This is a genomic window from Mitsuaria sp. WAJ17, assembly GCF_014174515.1.
Classification (GTDB): domain Bacteria; phylum Pseudomonadota; class Gammaproteobacteria; order Burkholderiales; family Burkholderiaceae_C; genus Roseateles_B.
In genome coordinates, this window is record NZ_JACJUG010000013.1 from 36,684 (window position 1) to 54,491 (window position 17,808).

A 17,808-nucleotide genomic window follows, 5' to 3' on the forward strand; every position below is an offset into this window, starting at 1 on the left:
CTTGCTGCGTTGGGGCGACAGCCGAGGAGAGCCTCCATGACGATGAGACACCTGCAGGGCGCGTCCCTGCCGCGCCCCCTGACCCGGGCCTTTGCCAGCGCGCTGGTGCTGGCCTCCTGCCTCTGGGCCCTGCCCGCGCAGGCGGAGGACCCGCCCACACGCGCGGCCCGCGTGGCGGAAACCCAGGGCACGGCCTGGGTCTTCGATGCCGAGACCAAGGACTGGCAGCGCCTCGGCCCCAACCAGACCCTTGGTCAGGGCGACCGCATCCGCACCGAGCGCGACGGCCGGCTGGCCCTGCGCGTAGGCTCTACCAGTCTGTGGCTGGATGATTCCGCCGACCTGGAGCTGAGCCGCCTGGACGAGGACCACCTCGAGCTCCTGCTCGCCCGCGGCCAACTGGGCCTGCGCCTGCGCAATGCCGAGGCGGCGCGCGAGCTGCAGGTGCGCACCCGCGAGGGCCGCTTCCTCTTTGACCGCAAGGGCCTGTACCGCGTGGACCAACTGGACCGCGGCAGCCGTGCCTTCAACTGGGAGGGCGAGTTGCGTTTCGAGGCCCGCGCGCCCGGCACGCCGGCCGTGTGGCTGCAGCCCAATGAGCAGGCCGAGTTCTGGTGGGCCGACGGCCCCCGCGTCGAGCGCCAGGTACTGGAGCGCGACCGCTTTGCAGACTGGCTGCTGGGCATGAGCCGCAGCGAGGGCGACCTGCCGGCCTACCGCTATGTCTCGCCGGAAATGACCGGCGCCGAGGACCTGGACCGCTACGGCCGCTGGGAGCAGGCCGCGGAGTACGGCACCGTCTGGATCCCGCAGCAGGTGGCACCGGACTGGGCGCCTTACCGCTATGGCCGCTGGGTCTGGACCCGGCACTGGGGCTGGTCCTGGGTAGACGACGCGCCCTGGGGCTTCGCGCCCTTCCACTACGGCCGCTGGGTCATGGTGCGCGAGCGCTGGTGCTGGGTGCCCGGTCGCTACGTTCCGCGCCCGGCCTATGCACCGGCCCTGGTCGCCTGGGTGGGCGGTCCGGTGGTGAGCGTGGGCATCAGCATCGGTTCTCGGCCGCCGCGCTATGGCTGGTACCCGCTGGCGCCGCGCGAAGTCTACGTGCCCAGCTATCACCACAGCCCGCATTATGGCCAGCGCATCAACCGCGAGCACGACCCGGTGACGGTGGTGCACCCCGGCTCGGCCCTGCCGCCCCCGCGCAGCAACCGCGAGGTGCGGGGCGCCGTGAGCATCTGGAGTGACGCGGCCGCGCGCGCCGTGGCCAATACCGACGCCAACGTGCCTTTGCGCGTCCTGCCCCAGGCCCCCAGCCGCCAGGAATGGCGACCGCAGGAAGCCCGCGGTGACGCCGGCGTGCCACTGCGCGGCCTGGTGCCTCAGGCCCCGGTGGTGCAGACCGCGCCGGTCTTGCCCGGACATCCGGCCGCCCAGGACCCGGTGCCTGTGCGCCGAGACAACCCCCGCGGTCGCGGCGATCGGGAAGAGGGAGGCGTGCCACTGCGCGCTGTGCCCCAGCCTCAGGCGAGCCAGCCTGCGGTCCAGCCGCCTGTGCATTCGCAAGTCCAGCCGCAGATTCAGCCGCAGATTCAGCCACCGATCCCTCCCACCGCGACCCCGCCCGCCCCCTCCAGGAGCCGTGAGGACGGCCCACCCCTGCGTCGCTTGCCGGAGCAGCCGGTGCGCCCGGAGAGCCGCGAGACCGCGGTCCCACAGGTCCAGCCGGACCGTGGTCTGCAGGAGCGCATGGAGCGCGATCGCCTGGAGCGGGAGCGTGTCGATCGCGAACGCATGGTCGAGCGTGATCGACAGGAACGCCAGGACCGGCAGGATCGTGTCGAACGCGCGGAACGCCAGCAGCGCTTCGAGCAGCAGCAGCGAGACCAGATGCAGCACGAGCAGGCGCAGCGTGAACAGGTTCAGCGTGAGCAGCAGCAACGCGAGCAGCAGCGCCGCGAGCAGATGCAGCGTGAGCAGCAGCAGCGCGAAGTGCCCATGCGCCAGATCCAGCCCGAGCGGGCGCGTGAACCGGTGCGTGGGCCGGAGCCGCCGCGCGTGAGCCCGCCTCAGCGCCAGGAGGAGGCGCGTCCGGGCCGTCCGGCCCAGCAGGACAATGTGCCGCGCAAGGGGCGCCAGGAGGAGCGCTGAGCCGCGCTCAGAGCAGGGGCGAAAGCCCCTTCCACACCTGCTCCAGCATCAGCGGGTGAGCCTTGGCCAGGGGATGAATGCGGTCGGCCTGGAACCAGGCCTCCGCATCAGGCCGGTCGGCCACGCCCGCCAGCAGGAAGGGCACCAGGCCCACCTTCTCTTCTCGGGCGACGGATTCGAAGCTGCCGGCGAATTCCCGGCCGTAGGCGGCGCCATAGTTGGCCGGCATCTGCATGCCCACCACCAGCACCCGTGCGCCTGCCTTCTTGCAGGCCTGGACCATGGCACGCAGGTTCTCGCGCGTCATGGCCAGGGGCAGGCCGCGCAGGGCGTCGTTGCCGCCGAGTTCGATGATGACGTGGCTGGGCTGCTCCTTTTTCAGCAGGGCGGGGAGTCGGGAGCGGCCGCCGGAGGTGGTGTCGCCGCTGATGCTGGCGTTGACCACCTCGACCTCGCGCCTTTGCGCCTTCAGCCGCGCCTCCAGCAAGGCCACCCAGCCACTGCCGCGGGCGAGGCCGTACTCGGCGGACAGGCTGTCACCCAGCACCAGGATCTTGCGCTTCGTCGCGCGCGCCAGGCCTGGCACCAGCAGCAGGCCCAGGCTCAGGCTACAGTGGGCCATCCACATCCGGCGTTGCATCGCTCTCCTCATGTCTGCATCCATTCTTGAAGTCGAACACCTGGGCAAGACCGTCCGCGATGCCACCGGCGAGCTGCAGATTCTGCATGACATCAGCTTCAGCCTGCAGGCCCGGGAGTCCGTGGCCATCGTTGGGGCGTCGGGCTCCGGCAAGAGCACGCTGCTGGCCCTGCTGGCCGGCCTGGACACGCCCAGCCACGGCACGGTGCGCTTGCAGGGGCAGGACCTCTACGCGCTGGACGAGGACGCCCGCGCGGCCCTGCGTGCGGCTCATGTGGGCTTCGTGTTCCAGAACTTCCAGCTGCTGTCCAACCTGACGGCCCTGGAGAACGTGATGCTGCCGCTGGAGCTGCGCGGCGACCGCGAGGCCCGCGCCCAGGCGCAGGCCATGCTGGAGCGCGTCGGCCTGGGGCAGCGGCTCTACCACTACCCCCGCGTGCTCTCGGGCGGGGAGCAGCAGCGCGTGGCCCTGGCCCGCGCCTTCGTGCAGCGCCCGGCCCTGCTGCTGGCCGATGAGCCCACCGGCAGCCTGGACTTCGCCACCGGCGCCCAGGTGATGGCGCTGATGTTCGAGCTCAACCGCGAGGCCGGGACCACGCTGGTGATGGTCACGCATGACCTGGGCATCGCGGAACGCTGCGAGCGGCAGCTCCGCATCGAGGCAGGGGAATTGGCCAGCCCCAACGGCCATCGGCCTCATCCTCAAGGGGGCAATGCCGGCTGACCGGCAGCGCCGGATCGGCGGCATTCGTGCCGGGGCGAGCGCCGACTGCGCCGAGCGCTCTTGGGTGCGACGCGCGCCATCCGGGCGATCGCTCGGGCGCTGCCGTCCGACGGGAACCGGTCCCTCAGGCGGCGGCCGGTGCACAACAGCGGCAGGCATGAAAAAACCCGGCACAAGGCCGGGTTCTTCAGAGCGCTGCAGACGCAGCGCCAGGGGCACTCAAGCTCACTGGGCGAACTTGTAGTCGGTCTTGGCCTTGCTCACCAGCTCGCGCTGGAACTCGCCCATCTTCTGCTGCTCGATGCGCTGCTTGATCTGGGCCTTGACGTCGTCGAAGGCCGGGAAGGTGGCTTCGCGGGTGTCTTCCAGCTTGATGATGTGGAAGCCGAACTGCGACTTCACCGGCTCCTGGGTCATCTCACCCTTCTTCAGGGCGGTCATGGCCTTGGAGAACTCGGGCACGAAGTTGTTGGGGTTGGCGAAGTCCAGGTCGCCGCCATTGGCAGCCGAGCCGGTGTCCTTGGAGTTCTTGGAGGCGAGGTCCTCGAACTTGGCGCCGCCGTTGAGCTGCTTGATCAGGGCCTTGGCCTCGTCTTCCTTCTCGACCAGGATGTGGCGGGCACGGTATTCCATGCCGCTGTTGGCGGCCTTGAACTGCTCGTATTCCTTCTGGGCTTCAGCGTCGGTGACGGGATTCTTCTTCTTGAAGTCTTCCATCAGGCTGCGGATCAGGATCATCTGGCGAGCCAGTTCCATCTGCGTCTTGTAGTCGGCGCTGGCGGGGATGCCGCGCTTCTCGGCTTCCTGGATGAAGATTTCGCGACGGACCACTTCGTCCTTGACCTGGGTTTCCAGCTCGGGGCTGCGGGGCTGGCCATTCTTGGTGACCTGCTCGATCAGCTGGTCGGCGCGAGCCTTGGGCACGGCCTTGCCGTTGACCGTCGCGATGTTCTGGGCGCTGGCCGACAGGGGAGCCAGAGCTGCGGTCAGGGCCGCGATCGAGGCGGCGAGCACAATCTTCTTCATGGACATTGGGCCTTTCAACAGACTCCACCGGCGAACTTGCCGCCGGCTCTATCAGTGATACACCGCGTTACGCGGAGAGGTTTGTATAAAAACAGACGCCCTCAGAACCATCCGGTTCGGGGCGCCATTCGGTGCGGCTCAGGGTTCTCCCGGGGCCTTCGCATCGATGACCAGGGCATGAATGCCCTGACGCATCAGCTCAGCCATCAAATCATATACGAGCCGGTGACGAGCGACCCTCGTGAGACCCCTGAAGCGCTCGCTGACCACGCGCACCGTGTAGTGCCCGCCCTCGCGTGCGCCGGCGTGGCCGGCGTGCTGGGCGCTGTCGTCCTGGATCTCCAACTGCTCGGGCTGCAGGCCTTCGCGCAGGCGCTGCTCGATGACGACCAGCGAGGCGCGGGGCAGGGGCGTCGCGGGGGTGTTCATGGGAGGACTTCCTTATCGGTGCCAGCATCCTGCTCCGGTGCAGACTCCACGATGTGGCGGCTCATGTAGACCCCCTGGCCCAGCGTGAAAAGCACGAACAGGCCCGTCACGCCGAAAACCTTGAAGTTGGCCCAGGTCGCCGTGGGGTAGTGAAAAGCTACGTAAAGATTCAGAAAACCCAGGGCGATGAAGAACAGCACCGAGCCCCAGTTCATGCGCCGCCAGGCGAAGTCGGGCAGCTTCACGTCCTTCTCCATCATGCCGCGCAGCAGGTTCTTGCCGAAGAGCAGGTCGCTGAGCAGGAACACCAGGGCCATGCCCCAGTAGAGGCCGGTGGGCTTCCACTTGATGAAGGTCTCGTCGTGCAGCCAGACGGTGAGGCCGCCCAGGGTCACGACCAGGCCCAGGCTGATCCACAGCATGAGGTCGATCTTGTGGCCGCGCAGCTTGGTGATGAGGGCCTGCGCCAAGGTGGCCGCCATCACCACCAGTGTGGCCAGCAGCACGGGTGCCTCCTCGGGGCCCACCGTGCCGCCGGACACCATGAAGCCGAAGTGCGAGGACGCGAAGGCCGCGGCGGCTGCCTTGTGCGACTCGGCGATCTTGAAGGTGCCGAAGAAGAGGATCAGCGGCAGGAAATCGAGCAGGAGCTTCATGAGGGGGGTGTCAGCGCCTGAGGCTCAGGCATCGGGCGCGAAGTCTATCGCGGCCGAGTTGATGCAGAAGCGTTCGCCGGTCGGCGCCGGGCCGTCGGGGAAGACGTGTCCCAGGTGCGCGCCGCATTGCTGGCAGCGCACTTCGACTCGCACCATGCCGTGGCTGCGGTCCTCGATGCGCTCGATCACATCGGCGTTCACCGGCGCCCAATAGCTGGGCCAGCCGCAGCCGGCGTCGAACTTGGTCTGCGCCTCGAAGAGCCGCGTGCCGCAGCAGACGCAGTCGTAGTGGCCGCGCTCCCAATGGTCCCAGTACTGGCCGGTGAAGGCGCGCTCGGTGGCCGCGTGGCGGGTCACCTGGTACTGCATGTCGTCGAGCTGGGCGCGCCAGTCGGCGTCGCTCTTCTGGATGGGGTAGGGCTTGTGGCTCATGATGAACAGGACACCTCGAGATGGGAGGCCCAGTCGGGCGGGAAGTCCGCATCGGACGCTTGAACCGGTTCGTCGAACGGGCGCTGCAGAACTTTCAGCAGGCGCTCGATTTCGTTGAAATCGCCGGCCTGGGCCTGGCGGATGGCGGTCTCGGCGAGATGGTTGCGCAGCACCACGGCCGGGTTGACGGCCTGCATGCGGGGCAGGCGCTCGGCATCGATGCTGCCTTCGCGGGCCAGGCGCTCGCGGTAGCGCAGGGCCCAGAGGTCGAAGCGCTCGCGGTCCAGGAAGAGATCGCGCAGCGGCCCGCCCTCAGCTTCGGCCATGGCCGGCCAATGGGACAGACGCCGATGGGCGATGGTGTAGTCGGTCTGGTGCAGGGCCAGCAGTCGCAGCCAGTCATCGATCAGGGCCTGGTCCTCGGGCTGGGCCTGGGCCAGGCCCAGCTTGGCCCGCATGCGCGTCAGCATGGCCTGCTGGAAGACCTGACGGTAGGGCTCCAGGGCTTCGCCCAGCAGTTCGGTCACGGCCTCCTCGTCGCCGCCGATCAGGGGCATCAGCGCCTGGGCCAGGGCATGCAGGTTCCAGAAGGCGACCTGGGGCTGGCGGGCGTAGGCATAGCGGCCCTGGTGGTCGGAGTGGTTGCAAACGTGGGCGGGGTCGAAACCGTCCAGGAAGCCGAAGGGGCCGTAGTCCAGGGTCAGGCCCAGCAGGGACATGTTGTCGGTGTTCATGACCCCGTGACAGAAGCCGACGCACTGCCAGGCGGCCAGCAGCTCGGCGGTCTGGCGCGCGATCTTCTCCAGGAAGGCCACGGGCGGCACCGGGGCCTCCAGGCATTCGGGCGCATGGTGGCTCAGCAGATGAGCCACCAGCAGGCGAAGCGCCTCATGCTGGCCATGGTGCGCGAAGTGCTCCAGGTGGCCGAAGCGCAAAAAGCTGGGCGCCACGCGGGTCACGACGGCGGCGGTCTCGACCGTCTCGCGCTGCACGCCCTGGGGCGAACCGGCGATGCACAGGGCGCGCGTGGTGGGGATGCCCAGCGCGGCCATGGCCTCGGAGCACAGGAACTCGCGGATGGAGGAGCGCAGCACCGCGCGGCCATCGCCGCGGCGGGAGTAGGGCGTGCGCCCGGCGCCCTTGAGCTGAACCTCCCAGCGCTGGCCTTCGTGCAGCAGCTCGCCCAGGTGCAGGGCGCGGCCGTCGCCGAGCTGGCCGGCCCAGACGCCGAACTGGTGCCCGCTGTAGACGCTGGCCCAGGGATCCATGCCTTCCCACAGCGCATTGCCGCTGAAGACCTGCAGGGCTTCCTCGCTGCGCCAATCGGGCGGCAGGCCCAGCAGACGCGCGCAGGGCTCGCTGTGCGCCACCCAGTGCGCCGCGGCCAGCGGCTCGGGCGGGAGTCGTGTCAGGAAGCCGTCACCCAGGCGGGTGAAGCTGGCTGGATGCCTTACGGGGACCTGACCCAGCTGCTCCTGCCAATCCATCGCGGCCATCGCGGTATTGGCAAGGGCCTCGCTGCCCGGGTCCAGAGAGGGGGGCTTGCCCTTGTCGAAAACCATGAGATCCAGTGTAACGAGAGTGACTAAGCCGCCACGCCGCGCAGGGTTAACATGGTCCGATACGTTCGAGTTCAGCCCCACGCAGGGCAGGAACCAAGGAGACATTGATGGGCTTGATGGGACAGATGATGTCCATGCCGCTGCTGATCTCTTCGCTGATCCAGCACGCGGCCCGGCACTCGGGTGACACCGAGATCGTCAGCAAGCGGGTCGAGGGCGACCTGCACCGCTACAACTGGCGCGCGTGCGAGCTGCGCTCCCGCAAGCTGGCCCAGGCGCTGGCCCGGCTGGGGCTGCAGCCCGGCGACCGCGTCGGCACCCTGGCCTGGAACGGCTACCGGCATCTCGAGATCTACTACGGCAGCTCGGGGTCCCAGCTGGTCTGCCACACCATCAATCCGCGTCTCTTTCCCGAACAGATCGCCTGGATCGCGAACGACGCGCAAGACCTGACCCTCTGCTTCGACCTCAACTTCCTGCCCCTGGTCGAGAAGCTGGCGCCGCAGCTGCCCCACATCCGTCACTACGTGCTGATGACGGACCGCGCCCACATGCCGGCCCAGACCAGCCTGCAAGGCCTGCTGTGCTACGAGGAGCTGGTGGAGGCCGAGGACGGCCGCTACACCTGGCCCAGCTTCGACGAGAACGCGGCCTCCAGCATCTGCTACACCTCCGGCACCACGGGCCATCCCAAGGGCGCCGTCTACAGCCACCGCTCCAGCGTGCTGCATGCCTTCGCCTCGGCCCTGCCGGACGCCATGGACTGCTCCTCCAAGGACGTGATCCTGCCCGTGGTGCCCATGTTCCACGTCAACGCCTGGGGCCTGCCCTACAGCAGCGCCATCGTGGGCGCCAAGCTGGTCTTCCCGGGGCCGCACCTGGACGGCAAGTCGCTCTACGAGCTCTTTGAATCGGAGCAGGTGACCTTCAGCGCCGGTGTGCCCACCGTCTGGCTGGGCCTGCTGAACCACGTGGGCAGCAACAAGCTCAAGTTCAGCAGCTTCAAGCGCACGGTGATCGGCGGCTCAGCCTGCCCGCCGGCCATGCTGCGCACGCTGATGGACGACTACGGCGTCGAGGTCATCCACGCCTGGGGCATGACCGAACTGTCGCCCTTGGGCACGCTGTCCAAGCTCACCGCGCGCCAGCTCAAGCTGCCGCAGGAGGAGCAGCGCCGCATCCTGGAGAAGCAGGGCAAGGTGATCTACGGCATCGACATGGCCGTGATCGACGATGCCGGCGACGCCCAGCCCTGGGACGGCGCCAGCAGCGGCAACCTCGTCGTGCGCGGCCACTGGGTGATCAACAGCTACTTCGGCCAGAACGAGTCCGCCCTGGTGCCGGTGAAGGAGCAGGGCGTCGATGCGGGCCTGTGGTTCCCCACCGGCGACGTGGCCACCATCGATGCCGACGGCTTCATGCAGATCACAGACCGCAGCAAGGACGTGATCAAGTCCGGCGGCGAGTGGATTTCCTCCATCGACCTGGAAAACATCGCCATGGCCCACCCGGCCGTGCACGAGGCCGCCGCCATTGCCTGCCGCCACCCGAAGTGGGACGAGCGCCCGCTGCTGGTGGTGGTGCGCAAGCCCGGCGCCAGCCTGAGCCGTGAGGAGATGCTGGCCTTCTACGAGGGCCGCATTGCCAAGTGGCAGATCCCTGACGATGTGGTCTTTGTCGATGAGATCCCGCACACGGCCACCGGCAAAATCCAGAAGCTCAAGCTGCGCCAGCAGTTTGCCGAGCATCGCCTGTCCGGGGCCTGAAGCCTGGCCGGCCACCGCGTTCGCTGAAGCAGGCCCGGCAGGCGGGTCGGGCCCTGCATGACATGTTGAGACCGAGAACAGGCCCGCCAATGGGCCAGAAGGAGACATCCATGTTGACTGCATCGCGTGAGTTCAAGCTGCGGCACCTCGCAGCGTCCCTGCTTCTGGCCGGTCTGAGCCTGGGAGCCCAGGCGCAGAAGGGCGAGACGGTGAAGATCGCCTGGATCGATCCGCTGTCCGGCCTCATGGGCCCGGTGGGCCAGAACCAGGTCAAGAGCTTCCAGTTCTTCGCCGAGAAGTTCAACGCCACGAATCCGGCCGGCGTGAAGTTCGAGATCATCGCCATCGACAACAAGCTGAGTCCGGCCGAGACGCTCAATGCGCTGAAATCGGCCATCGACCAGGGCGTGCGCTACGTTACCCAGGGCAATGGCTCGGGCGCGGCGCTCGCGCTGATCGATGCCATCAACAAGCACAACGAACGCAACCCGGGCAAGGAGGTGCTGTACCTCAACCACTCGGCCGTGGACCCGGACCTCACCAACAGCAAGTGCAGCTACTGGCACTTCCGCATGGACGCCGACACCTCCATGAAGATGGAGGCCATCACCACCTTCATGAAGGACCAGACCGACGTCAAGAAGGTCTTCCTGCTCAACCAGAACTACGCCCACGGCCAGCAGGTAGCCAAGTACGCCAAGGAGATGCTGGCCCGCAAGCGGCCGGACATCCAGGTCGTCGGCGAGGACCTCCATCCCCTGGCCCAGGTGCGCGACTTCGCGCCCTACGTGGCCAAGATCAAGGCCAGCGGCGCCGACACCGTCATCACCGGCAACTGGGGTTCAGACCTGACCCTGCTGGTGAAGGCGGCGAACGAGGCCGGCTACACGGGCAAGTTCTTCACCTACTATGCCGGCGTCAGCGGCACGCCCACGGCCCTGGGCGCGGCTTCGGCCGGGCGGGTCTTCCAGGTGTCCTACAACCACTACAACCTGGGCGGCCAGATGGGCAAGTGGATGGACGAGTACAAAAAGCGCTTCAATGACGACTTCTACACCGGCAGCGTGATCCACATCTACAGCCTGCTGGGCGAGGCCATGGCCAAGGCCAAGAGCACCGACCCCGTCAAGGTGGCGGTGGCGCTGGAGGGGCTCACGGTGAAGAGCTTCAACGGCGAGGTGCAGGTGCGCAAGACCGACCACCAGCTGCAGCAGCCGCTGTTCATCTCGGTGTGGAACAAGGCGGATGCCAAATATCCGTACAGCCCGGAGAACACGGGCTACACGCTGGTGCCGCTGAAGATGTACGACTCGTACGTCTCCTCCACCCCCACCTCCTGCCAAATGAAACGCCCCTGAATCGGGCTGCAGCTGCGGGCTGCGCGGGCCGATCTGGCGCCTGCGGTGCTCGCCGTACGCCTGTACGGCTGTGCTCCTCAGCGCTACCTCGACCCGCTCGCTGCCGCAGCTGCATACTCGATGCCCTGGCGGTGGCACAGGGGCGTGCTTGCTGTCGATGAACACCTGTACGAGGTGATGTGGACCAACTCCTGATCAACCTGCTCAACGGTCTGGCTTCGGGGCTGCTGCTGTTCATGCTCAGCGCGGGACTGACGCTGATTTTCAGCATGATGGGCGTGCTGAACTTCGCGCATGCCAGCTTCTACATGCTGGGCGCCTACGCGGCCTATGTGCTGGCGGGCTGGCTGGGCTTCTGGCCGGCCCTGCTGCTGGCGCCGCTGGTGGTGGGGCTTCTCGGCGCGCTGTTCGAGCGCACGGCGCTGCGGCGGGTGCACAAGTTCGGTCATGTGCCGGAGCTGCTGATCACCTTCGGGCTGTCCTATGTGATCCTGGAGCTGGTGCAGCTGGTCTTCGGTCGCACCTCGGTGCCCTTTGCGCCGCCGCCTGCGCTGCAGGGCTCGGCCTTCACCCTAGTGCAGGCCGTCGGGCAAGACCTGACCCTTGTGTGGGGGGATGCCAGCCCAGCCCAGTGCGCGGCCGCGGCCTGCTCCAAGTTCCCGCTGACCCGCGCCTTCATGATGGCCGTGGCCCTGGCCATGCTGGTGGCCTTGTGGGCCCTGCTGACGCGCAGCCGCATCGGCCTGGTGATCCAGGCGGCGCTCACCCATCCCGAGATGGCCGAGGCCCTGGGGCACAACGTGCCACGGGTGCTGATGCTGGTCTTCGGCAGCGGCTGCGCACTGGCGGCGCTGGCGGGCGTCATCGGCGGCATCACCTTCGTGACCGAGCCGGCGATGGCGGCCATCGTGGGTTCCATCATCTTCGTGGTGGTGGTGGTGGGCGGCGTGGGATCGCTGGCCGGGGCCTTCGTGGCTTCTCTGCTGATCGGTCTGATCCAGACCCTGCCGCTGACGGTGGATGCCTCGCTGGCCACGCTGGCGCAGCGCCTGGGGCTGGCCATCACGGCCTCGACGCCGGGGTACCCGCTGCTGAAGCTCTCCCTGGCCCAGGTCGCGCCCATCCTGCCTTACCTGCTGATGGTGCTGATCCTGATCTTCCGGCCCAAGGGCCTCTTTGGCACGCGGGACGACTGAGGGAGCCGGCCGATGAACCATGTGCGCGCCAGCGCGGCGCATTTTCACTTCAAGCCCTGGAACGTCGGCCGCTGGCTCGTGTGGGGCTTCTACGCCGTGGTCCTGGGCGTGGCGCCCCTGCTGTGGACCAGCAGCCTGGCCCACACCATGTTGTCCCAGATGGGCATCGGCATCATCGCCTGCCTGGCCTACAACCTGCTGCTGGGGCAGGGCGGCATGCTCAGCTTCGGCCATGCGGTCTACAGCGGCCTGGGCGGGTTCCTGGCCATGCACACGCTCAACCAGGTCTCGGCCGGGCACCTTGCCCTGCCGGTGAGCCTGGTGCCGCTGGCGGGCGGACTGGCGGGGCTCTTCTTTGCCGCCCTGTTCGGCTACGTATCGACCAAGAAGTCCGGCACGCCCTTCGCGATGATCACCCTGGGGCTGGGCGAGCTGATCTGGTCCATGTCCCTGATGCTGCCGGAGTTCTTCGGCGGGGAGGGCGGGGTCTCGGGCAATCGCGTGGTGGGCAAGCCGGTGCTGGGCATCAGCTTTGGGCCGCAGATCCAGGTCTACTACCTGATCGCGCTGTACTGCTTCTTCAGCACCGCGGCCCTCTTCGCGCTGACGCGCACGCCCCTGGGGCGCATGCTCAACGCCGTGCGCGACAACCCCGAGCGTGTCGAGTTCATCGGCTACGACACCCGCTGGGTGCGCTTCCTGGCCTTCCTGATCTCGGGCTTCTTCGCGGGCATCGCGGGCGGCCTGGGCGCGCTGAACTTCGAGATCGTCACGGCCGAGGTGGTGGGCGCCGCTCGCTCGGGTGCCTACCTGCTCTTCACCTTCCTGGGCGGCGCCACCTTCTTCTTCGGGCCCATCATCGGCGCGGTGCTGATGGTGCTGGCCGGCGTGCTGCTGTCCGAGCTGACGCAGGCCTGGCTGCTTTACCTTGGCCTCGTGTTCCTGTTCATGGTGATGTATGCGCCCGGCGGCATTGCGGCGCTGATCATGATGAACCTGCGCGTGGCGGCCTTCGGCAAGCTCTCGCGCCTGTGGACGGCCTATCTGGCCCTGGCCGGCACCGGGTTGACCGTGCTGCTGGGTGCCAGCTGCATCGTCGAGATGCTCTACCACCTGCAGCTCAATGCCGCGATGGGGCCGGAGCTGGGCTTCATGGGGGCACGCATCCGCAGCAACTCGGTGGATGCCTGGGTGGGCGCGGTGCTGGCGATCGTCGTGGGCATCGCGCTCTTCGAGCTGGCACGGCGCCGATTCCGGGCCGAATGGGACCAGACCCAGGAAGAGATCGAGCAGGACATCAAGCGCCGGGAGAGTCTGTGAGCCCAGCTGACATGCGAGGAAGCGCCTATGCGCTGGAACTGCTGGACCTGCGCAAGCGCTTCGGCCGCAGCGAGATCATCCGCGGCGCGCAGCTGCAGGTGAGGGCGGGCGAGCGCGTGGCGCTGATCGGCCCCAACGGCGCCGGCAAGTCCACGCTGTTCAACCTGATCAGCGGCCGCTTCGCGCCCACGAGCGGCGAAGTGCGCCTGCATGGCCAGCGCATCGACGGTCTGCCGCCCTACAAGATCAACCGCCAGGGCCTGGCGCGCAGCTTCCAGGTCTCCAATCTCTTCTCGCGCCTGTCGGTGTTCGAGAACATCCGCTGCGCCCTGTTGTGGTCCATGGGCTACCGCTACAGCTTCTGGCACTTCCTGGCCGGACTTGACGGGCTCAATGACCGGGTGGAGGAGCTGCTGGAGCAGATCCAGCTGGACAAGCGCCGTGACGTGCTGGCCCTGAACCTCACCTACGCCGAGGCCCGGGCGCTGGAGATCGGCATGACCATCGCCAGCGGCGCCTCGGTGATCCTGCTGGACGAGCCCACCGCGGGCATGAGCAAGAGCGAGACCCAGCGTTTCATCCAGCTGATCCGCCAGGTCACCGAGGGCCGCACCCTGCTGACGGTGGAGCACGACATGGGCGTGGTCTTCGGCCTGGCGGACCGCATCGCGGTGCTGGTTTACGGCGAGGTCATCGCCTTCGACACGCCCGAAGCCGTGCGCGCGGACGCCCGTGTGCAGCAGGCCTATCTGGGATCGGTGCTGGCCGAGCAGGCCGCAGCGGGAGCGACGGCATGATGGCTCAGCAGAACGGACGCCGCCTGGTACTCGACAAGGTCCATGCCTTCTATGGCAAGAGCCACGTTCTGCACGGCGTGGACATGGTGGTGCAGCCCGGTGAGATCGTCGCGCTGCTGGGGCGCAACGGCTCGGGTCGCTCGACCACGGCCAAGACCATCATGGGCCTGGTGGACGGGGCGGGCTCGGTGCGCTTCGGCGAGCAGGAGCTGCTGGGCCGCAAGGCCTTCGAGATCGCCCATGCGGGCATCGGCTACGTGCCGGAGAACCGCGACATCTTTCCCCGCCTCACCGTGCACCAGAACCTGCTGCTGGGACACAAGCGCGGGCAGAAGGCGCCACGATGGAGTTTCGAGGACATGTACCGCATGTTCCCCCGCCTGCTGGAGCGCCAGCACACCGAGGCCGGCGTGCTCTCGGGTGGCGAGCAGCAGATGCTGACCCTGTGCCGCACGCTGATGGGTGATCCGGACCTCATCCTCATCGACGAGCCCACCGAGGGCCTGGCGCCCATGATCGTGGAGTTGGTGGCCGAGTACCTCAAGGAGCTCAAGCGTCGCGGCATCGCGGTGCTGCTGATCGAGCAGAAACTGGCTATCGCGCTGGACATCGCCGAGCGCTGCTATGTGATGGGCCACGGCCGCATGGTCTTCGAGGGCAGCCCGGCCGAGCTGCGGGCCAATGCCTACATCCGAAAGGAGTGGCTGGAGGTCTAGGGCCCGTTCGCGGGTCTATGTTGTGTGAACGGGTCCCAGCCCCGGTACTGAGGCTTCCGCACCACAGACCCGCGTGAAGGATGGCCGGCTCCCCCCTGGTGCGGGGGCCAGGTCTTGCTTGCCCCTACCTTGAGGATGGTCTGGGTTCCCAGGCAGAGTTACATTGTTTCCAGCCCGGTGGGGCGGCGCTCACCGGTTGCCTCCGTTCACCACCGGCGCAGGGGGAATGATGGGGAATCAAGCAACGATGTCGATGTTGATGGCTGCACTGGGCGGCCTGCTGCTCGGGATACTGGCAACCTGGCTGTGGGCCTGGCAGCGCCAAAAGGTCCAGCAGCATCGCTTGGCCCAGCTGGACGCCGCGCGCCATCAGCTCGGCCAGCAGAACACGGCCGCACGCCGCCAGATCGAGCAGCTGCAGAAGGAGCTGTCCGAACTGCGCCTGGCCGATGAGCGGGCCCATCACCGGGTCGTGCATCACGAGCCCCTGCCGCAGAGCGGGGACAGCGTTACGCCCGAGCTCCTGCCCGAAGACGAGCCCGAACGCCCCAACGACGGTTTCGCGCCCACGCAGCTGCTGAACCGCGGCTGAGCGGCAGCCCGGCGGCCTTGCCCGGCACGCAGAGCAGGCTTGAGGCCTGCGGGCCGCATGGGGCCACGGCGGGCTGAGCGCCGTGGCGGGCGGGCAGGGTCCAGGCGCTTATCGCCTGTTCTTGATGCCGGTTCTTGCCACAGGCTCTTGTGCGCGGCACGCTCAGGGTTCTCCCCCGTTTGTCGCCGCTGGGACAGGACCGCGTTGCTGGGTCTGCCTAGAATCGAACGATCGTTCTATTTCTGCGGCACGCCTCGTGACCGCAGCCCTCCCACCGCACAAGGAAGGAAGCCCGCCCATGAGTGCCAGCTACGAGGTTCACGGCGCCGTTGCCGTGATCACCCTGAACAACCCGCCGGTCAACGGCCTGGGTTATGCCACGCGCAAGGCGGTGGCCGAGGGGATCGACCAGGCCGAGTCAGACGCCGCGATCAAGGCCGTCATCATCACCGGTGCCGGCAAGGCCTTCTCCGGCGGCGCGGACATCCGCGAGTTCGGCAGCCCCAAGGCCCTGGCCGAGCCCAATCTCCATTCCCTGATCGCCAAGGTCGAGGCTTGCAGCAAGCCGGTCATCGCGGCCATCCACACGGTCTGCATGGGCGGTGGCCTGGAGCTGTCCCTGGGCTGCCACTACCGCGTGGCCGCGCCGGGCGCCAAGATCGCGCTGCCCGAGGTCAAGATCGGCCTGCTGCCGGGCGCGGGGGGCACGCAGCGCCTGCCCCGTGCCCTGGGCGTGGAGCCGGCGCTGAACATGATCGTCAGCGGTGAGGCGGTGGAGAGCCAGCTGCTGGCGATGGTCCCAGGCCAGAAGCTCTTCGACAAGATCACCGGCCCTGAGCTCATGAGCGAGGCCCTGGACTTTGCCGAGACCGTCATCGCCAAGCATGCCGACGGCAGCCCGCTGCCCCGCGTGCGCGATCTCAAGGCCCGCCATGCCGAGCCGGACGCCTACTTCCAGTTCGCCCGCAACATGGTCACGGCCCAGGCCAAGCACTTCCCGGCGCCGCTGCGCTGCCTGGAAGCCGTGGCGGCCTCGGTCTACAAGCCTTTCGATGAAGGCATCAAGGCTGAGCGCGAGGGCTTTCTCGCCCTGATGATGACGCCCGAGAGCAAGGCCCTTCGCCACGCTTTCTTCGCCGAACGCGCCACCAGCAAGATCCCCGACGTGCCCGAGGACACGCCCCGGCGCGAGATCAGGAAGGTGGCCGTGATCGGCGCCGGCACCATGGGCGGCGGTATCAGCATGAATTTCCTCAACGCCGGCATCCCGGTGGTCGTCCTGGAGATGAAGCAGGAGGCCCTGGACCGCGGCGTGGCCACCATCCGGAAGAACTACGAGGCGCAGCTCAAGAAGGGCAAGCTCAAGGAGGACAAATACCAGCAGCGCATGGCCCTGCTGAGCACCACCCTGAGCTATGCCGAGATCGGCGACGCCGACCTCGTCATCGAGGCCGTGTTCGAGGACCTGGGCGTCAAGCAGCAGGTCTTCGAGCAGTTGGATGCCGTGATGAAGCCGGGCGCCATCCTGGCCTCCAACACCTCCACGCTGGACCTCAACCGCATCGCCGCCTTCACGAAACGCCCGCAAGACGTGATCGGCATGCACTTCTTCAGCCCGGCCAACGTAATGAAGCTGCTGGAGGTCGTGCGCGGCAAGGAGACGGCCAAGGACGTGCTGGCCACGGTGATGGCCCTGGGCAAGACCATACGCAAGACCTGCGTGGTCTCGGGCGTGTGCGACGGCTTCATCGGCAACCGCATGATCGAGCAGTACAGCCGCCAGGCCGGCTTCCTGCTGGAGGAAGGCTGCACGCCGCAGCAGGTGGACAAGGCGGTCGAGAAGTTCGGCTTCGCCATGGGCCCCTTCCGCATGGGCGATCTCGCCGGCAACGACGTGGGCTGGTACATCCGCAAGCGCCGCTACCAGGAGAAGCCGCATCTGCGCTACTCGAAGACCGCTGACCTGCTCTGCGAGATGGGCCGCTTCGGCCAGAAGACGGGCGCAGGCTGGTACGACTACGCTGCCGGCAAGCGCGACGCCATCCCGTCGCCGCTGGTGGTGGAGATGATCGAGAAGCGCCGTGCCGCGCAAGGCATCACGCCTCGCAAGGTCAGCGACGAGGAGATCGTGCAGCGCCTGGTCTTCTCCCTGGTCAACGAAGCCGCCCACATCCTGGAGGAGGGCATCGCGCTGCGCGCGTCCGACATCGACATGGTCTACCTCACCGGCTACGGCTTCCCGCTGTGGCGCGGCGGCCCCATGTGCTATGCCGACACCATGGGCCTCTACAACGTGGTCGAGGCCATGAAGCGCTTCGCCCGCAACCCGCTCGACGACGCCAGCTTCTGGCAGCCGGCGCCGCTGATCCAGCGCCTGGTGTCCGAAGGCAAGGGCTTCACGGATTGATGGGGCCCACTCCCAGCCTGGCGAGGAGTCGGACCC

The 17,808-nt window shown here is 67.7% G+C and carries 16 protein-coding genes; 10 read left to right on the forward strand and 6 right to left on the reverse strand.

Annotation, left to right across the window (positions count from 1 at the left end):
• The first annotated feature begins 36 nt into the window (after window positions 1-36).
• Window positions 37-2,151 (forward strand): DUF6600 domain-containing protein, encoded by a 2,115-nt coding sequence (locus H5407_RS12215; protein WP_183104728.1) that lies wholly within the window; start codon window positions 37-39, stop codon window positions 2,149-2,151.
• A 7-nt stretch (window positions 2,152-2,158) separates the two neighbouring features.
• Here the strand turns inward: H5407_RS12215 and H5407_RS12220 are convergent, their stop codons facing one another.
• The gene (locus tag H5407_RS12220) at window positions 2,159-2,773 is read right to left on the reverse strand and encodes an arylesterase (protein WP_255501215.1); all 615 of its coding nucleotides are present in this window, start codon (window positions 2,771-2,773) and stop codon (window positions 2,159-2,161) included.
• 28 nt (window positions 2,774-2,801) lie between these two features.
• Here H5407_RS12220 and H5407_RS12225 point away from each other — a divergent pair, with 28 nt between their 5' ends.
• Window positions 2,802-3,515 carry an ABC transporter ATP-binding protein gene (locus H5407_RS12225; protein WP_183104730.1) on the forward strand — a complete coding sequence of 238 codons (714 nt, stop codon included), beginning with the start codon at window positions 2,802-2,804 and terminating at the stop codon, window positions 3,513-3,515.
• A 225-nt stretch (window positions 3,516-3,740) separates the two neighbouring features.
• On the opposite strand, the gene H5407_RS12230 is transcribed toward H5407_RS12225, so the two are convergent.
• The 5 genes from H5407_RS12230 to H5407_RS12250 form a co-directional block, all read right to left on the reverse strand.
• Window positions 3,741-4,541, reverse strand: a complete 801-nt coding sequence (locus H5407_RS12230; RefSeq protein ID WP_183104731.1) for a peptidylprolyl isomerase — start codon at window positions 4,539-4,541, stop codon at window positions 3,741-3,743.
• A gap of 138 nt (window positions 4,542-4,679) precedes the next feature.
• Window positions 4,680-4,970 carry a BolA family transcriptional regulator gene (locus tag H5407_RS12235; RefSeq protein ID WP_183104732.1) on the reverse strand — a complete coding sequence of 97 codons (291 nt, stop codon included), beginning with the start codon at window positions 4,968-4,970 and terminating at the stop codon, window positions 4,680-4,682.
• Window positions 4,967-5,626, reverse strand: a complete 660-nt coding sequence (locus H5407_RS12240) for a septation protein A (protein ID WP_183104733.1) — start codon at window positions 5,624-5,626, stop codon at window positions 4,967-4,969. Before H5407_RS12240 ends, H5407_RS12235 begins: the two co-directional genes overlap by 4 nt.
• Before the next feature lie 24 nt (window positions 5,627-5,650).
• The gene (gene msrB / locus H5407_RS12245; RefSeq protein ID WP_183104734.1) at window positions 5,651-6,058 is read right to left on the reverse strand and encodes a peptide-methionine (R)-S-oxide reductase MsrB; all 408 of its coding nucleotides are present in this window, start codon (window positions 6,056-6,058) and stop codon (window positions 5,651-5,653) included.
• Entirely contained in the window at window positions 6,055-7,554 is a 1,500-nt protein-coding gene (locus H5407_RS12250; protein WP_404935627.1) for a protein adenylyltransferase SelO, read from the reverse strand. The genes msrB and H5407_RS12250 overlap by 4 nt, the downstream gene beginning before the upstream one ends.
• 173 nt (window positions 7,555-7,727) lie before the next feature.
• Between H5407_RS12250 and H5407_RS12255 the strand changes: the two genes are divergently transcribed.
• The 8 genes from H5407_RS12255 (at window position 7,728) to H5407_RS12290 (ending at window position 17,772) form a co-directional block, all read left to right on the forward strand.
• Window positions 7,728-9,386, forward strand: coding sequence for a 3-(methylthio)propionyl-CoA ligase (locus H5407_RS12255; protein ID WP_183104735.1), 1,659 nt, complete (start codon window positions 7,728-7,730; stop codon window positions 9,384-9,386).
• A 110-nt stretch (window positions 9,387-9,496) separates the two neighbouring features.
• On the forward strand, window positions 9,497-10,744 hold the full coding sequence (locus tag H5407_RS12260) for a branched-chain amino acid ABC transporter substrate-binding protein (protein WP_183104736.1): 1,248 nt from the start codon (window positions 9,497-9,499) through the stop codon (window positions 10,742-10,744).
• A gap of 179 nt (window positions 10,745-10,923) precedes the next feature.
• A complete protein-coding gene (locus tag H5407_RS12265; RefSeq protein WP_183104737.1) occupies window positions 10,924-11,940 on the forward strand; it encodes a branched-chain amino acid ABC transporter permease in 1,017 nt (338 codons plus the stop codon).
• Window positions 11,941-11,952: 12 nt separating this feature from the next.
• Window positions 11,953-13,260 carry a branched-chain amino acid ABC transporter permease gene (locus H5407_RS12270; RefSeq protein WP_183104738.1) on the forward strand — a complete coding sequence of 436 codons (1,308 nt, stop codon included), beginning with the start codon at window positions 11,953-11,955 and terminating at the stop codon, window positions 13,258-13,260.
• Window positions 13,261-13,271: 11 nt separating this feature from the next.
• Entirely contained in the window at window positions 13,272-14,057 is a 786-nt protein-coding gene (locus tag H5407_RS12275) for an ABC transporter ATP-binding protein (protein WP_183104826.1), read from the forward strand.
• Window positions 14,057-14,773 carry an ABC transporter ATP-binding protein gene (locus H5407_RS12280; RefSeq protein WP_183104827.1) on the forward strand — a complete coding sequence of 239 codons (717 nt, stop codon included), beginning with the start codon at window positions 14,057-14,059 and terminating at the stop codon, window positions 14,771-14,773. The genes H5407_RS12275 and H5407_RS12280 overlap by 1 nt, the downstream gene beginning before the upstream one ends.
• A 247-nt stretch (window positions 14,774-15,020) precedes the next feature.
• Window positions 15,021-15,365, forward strand: coding sequence for a hypothetical protein (locus H5407_RS12285; protein WP_183104739.1), 345 nt, complete (start codon window positions 15,021-15,023; stop codon window positions 15,363-15,365).
• Between the two features lie 298 nt (window positions 15,366-15,663).
• Window positions 15,664-17,772 carry a 3-hydroxyacyl-CoA dehydrogenase NAD-binding domain-containing protein gene (locus H5407_RS12290; RefSeq protein WP_183104740.1) on the forward strand — a complete coding sequence of 703 codons (2,109 nt, stop codon included), beginning with the start codon at window positions 15,664-15,666 and terminating at the stop codon, window positions 17,770-17,772.
• Window positions 17,773-17,808 lie beyond the last annotated feature (36 nt).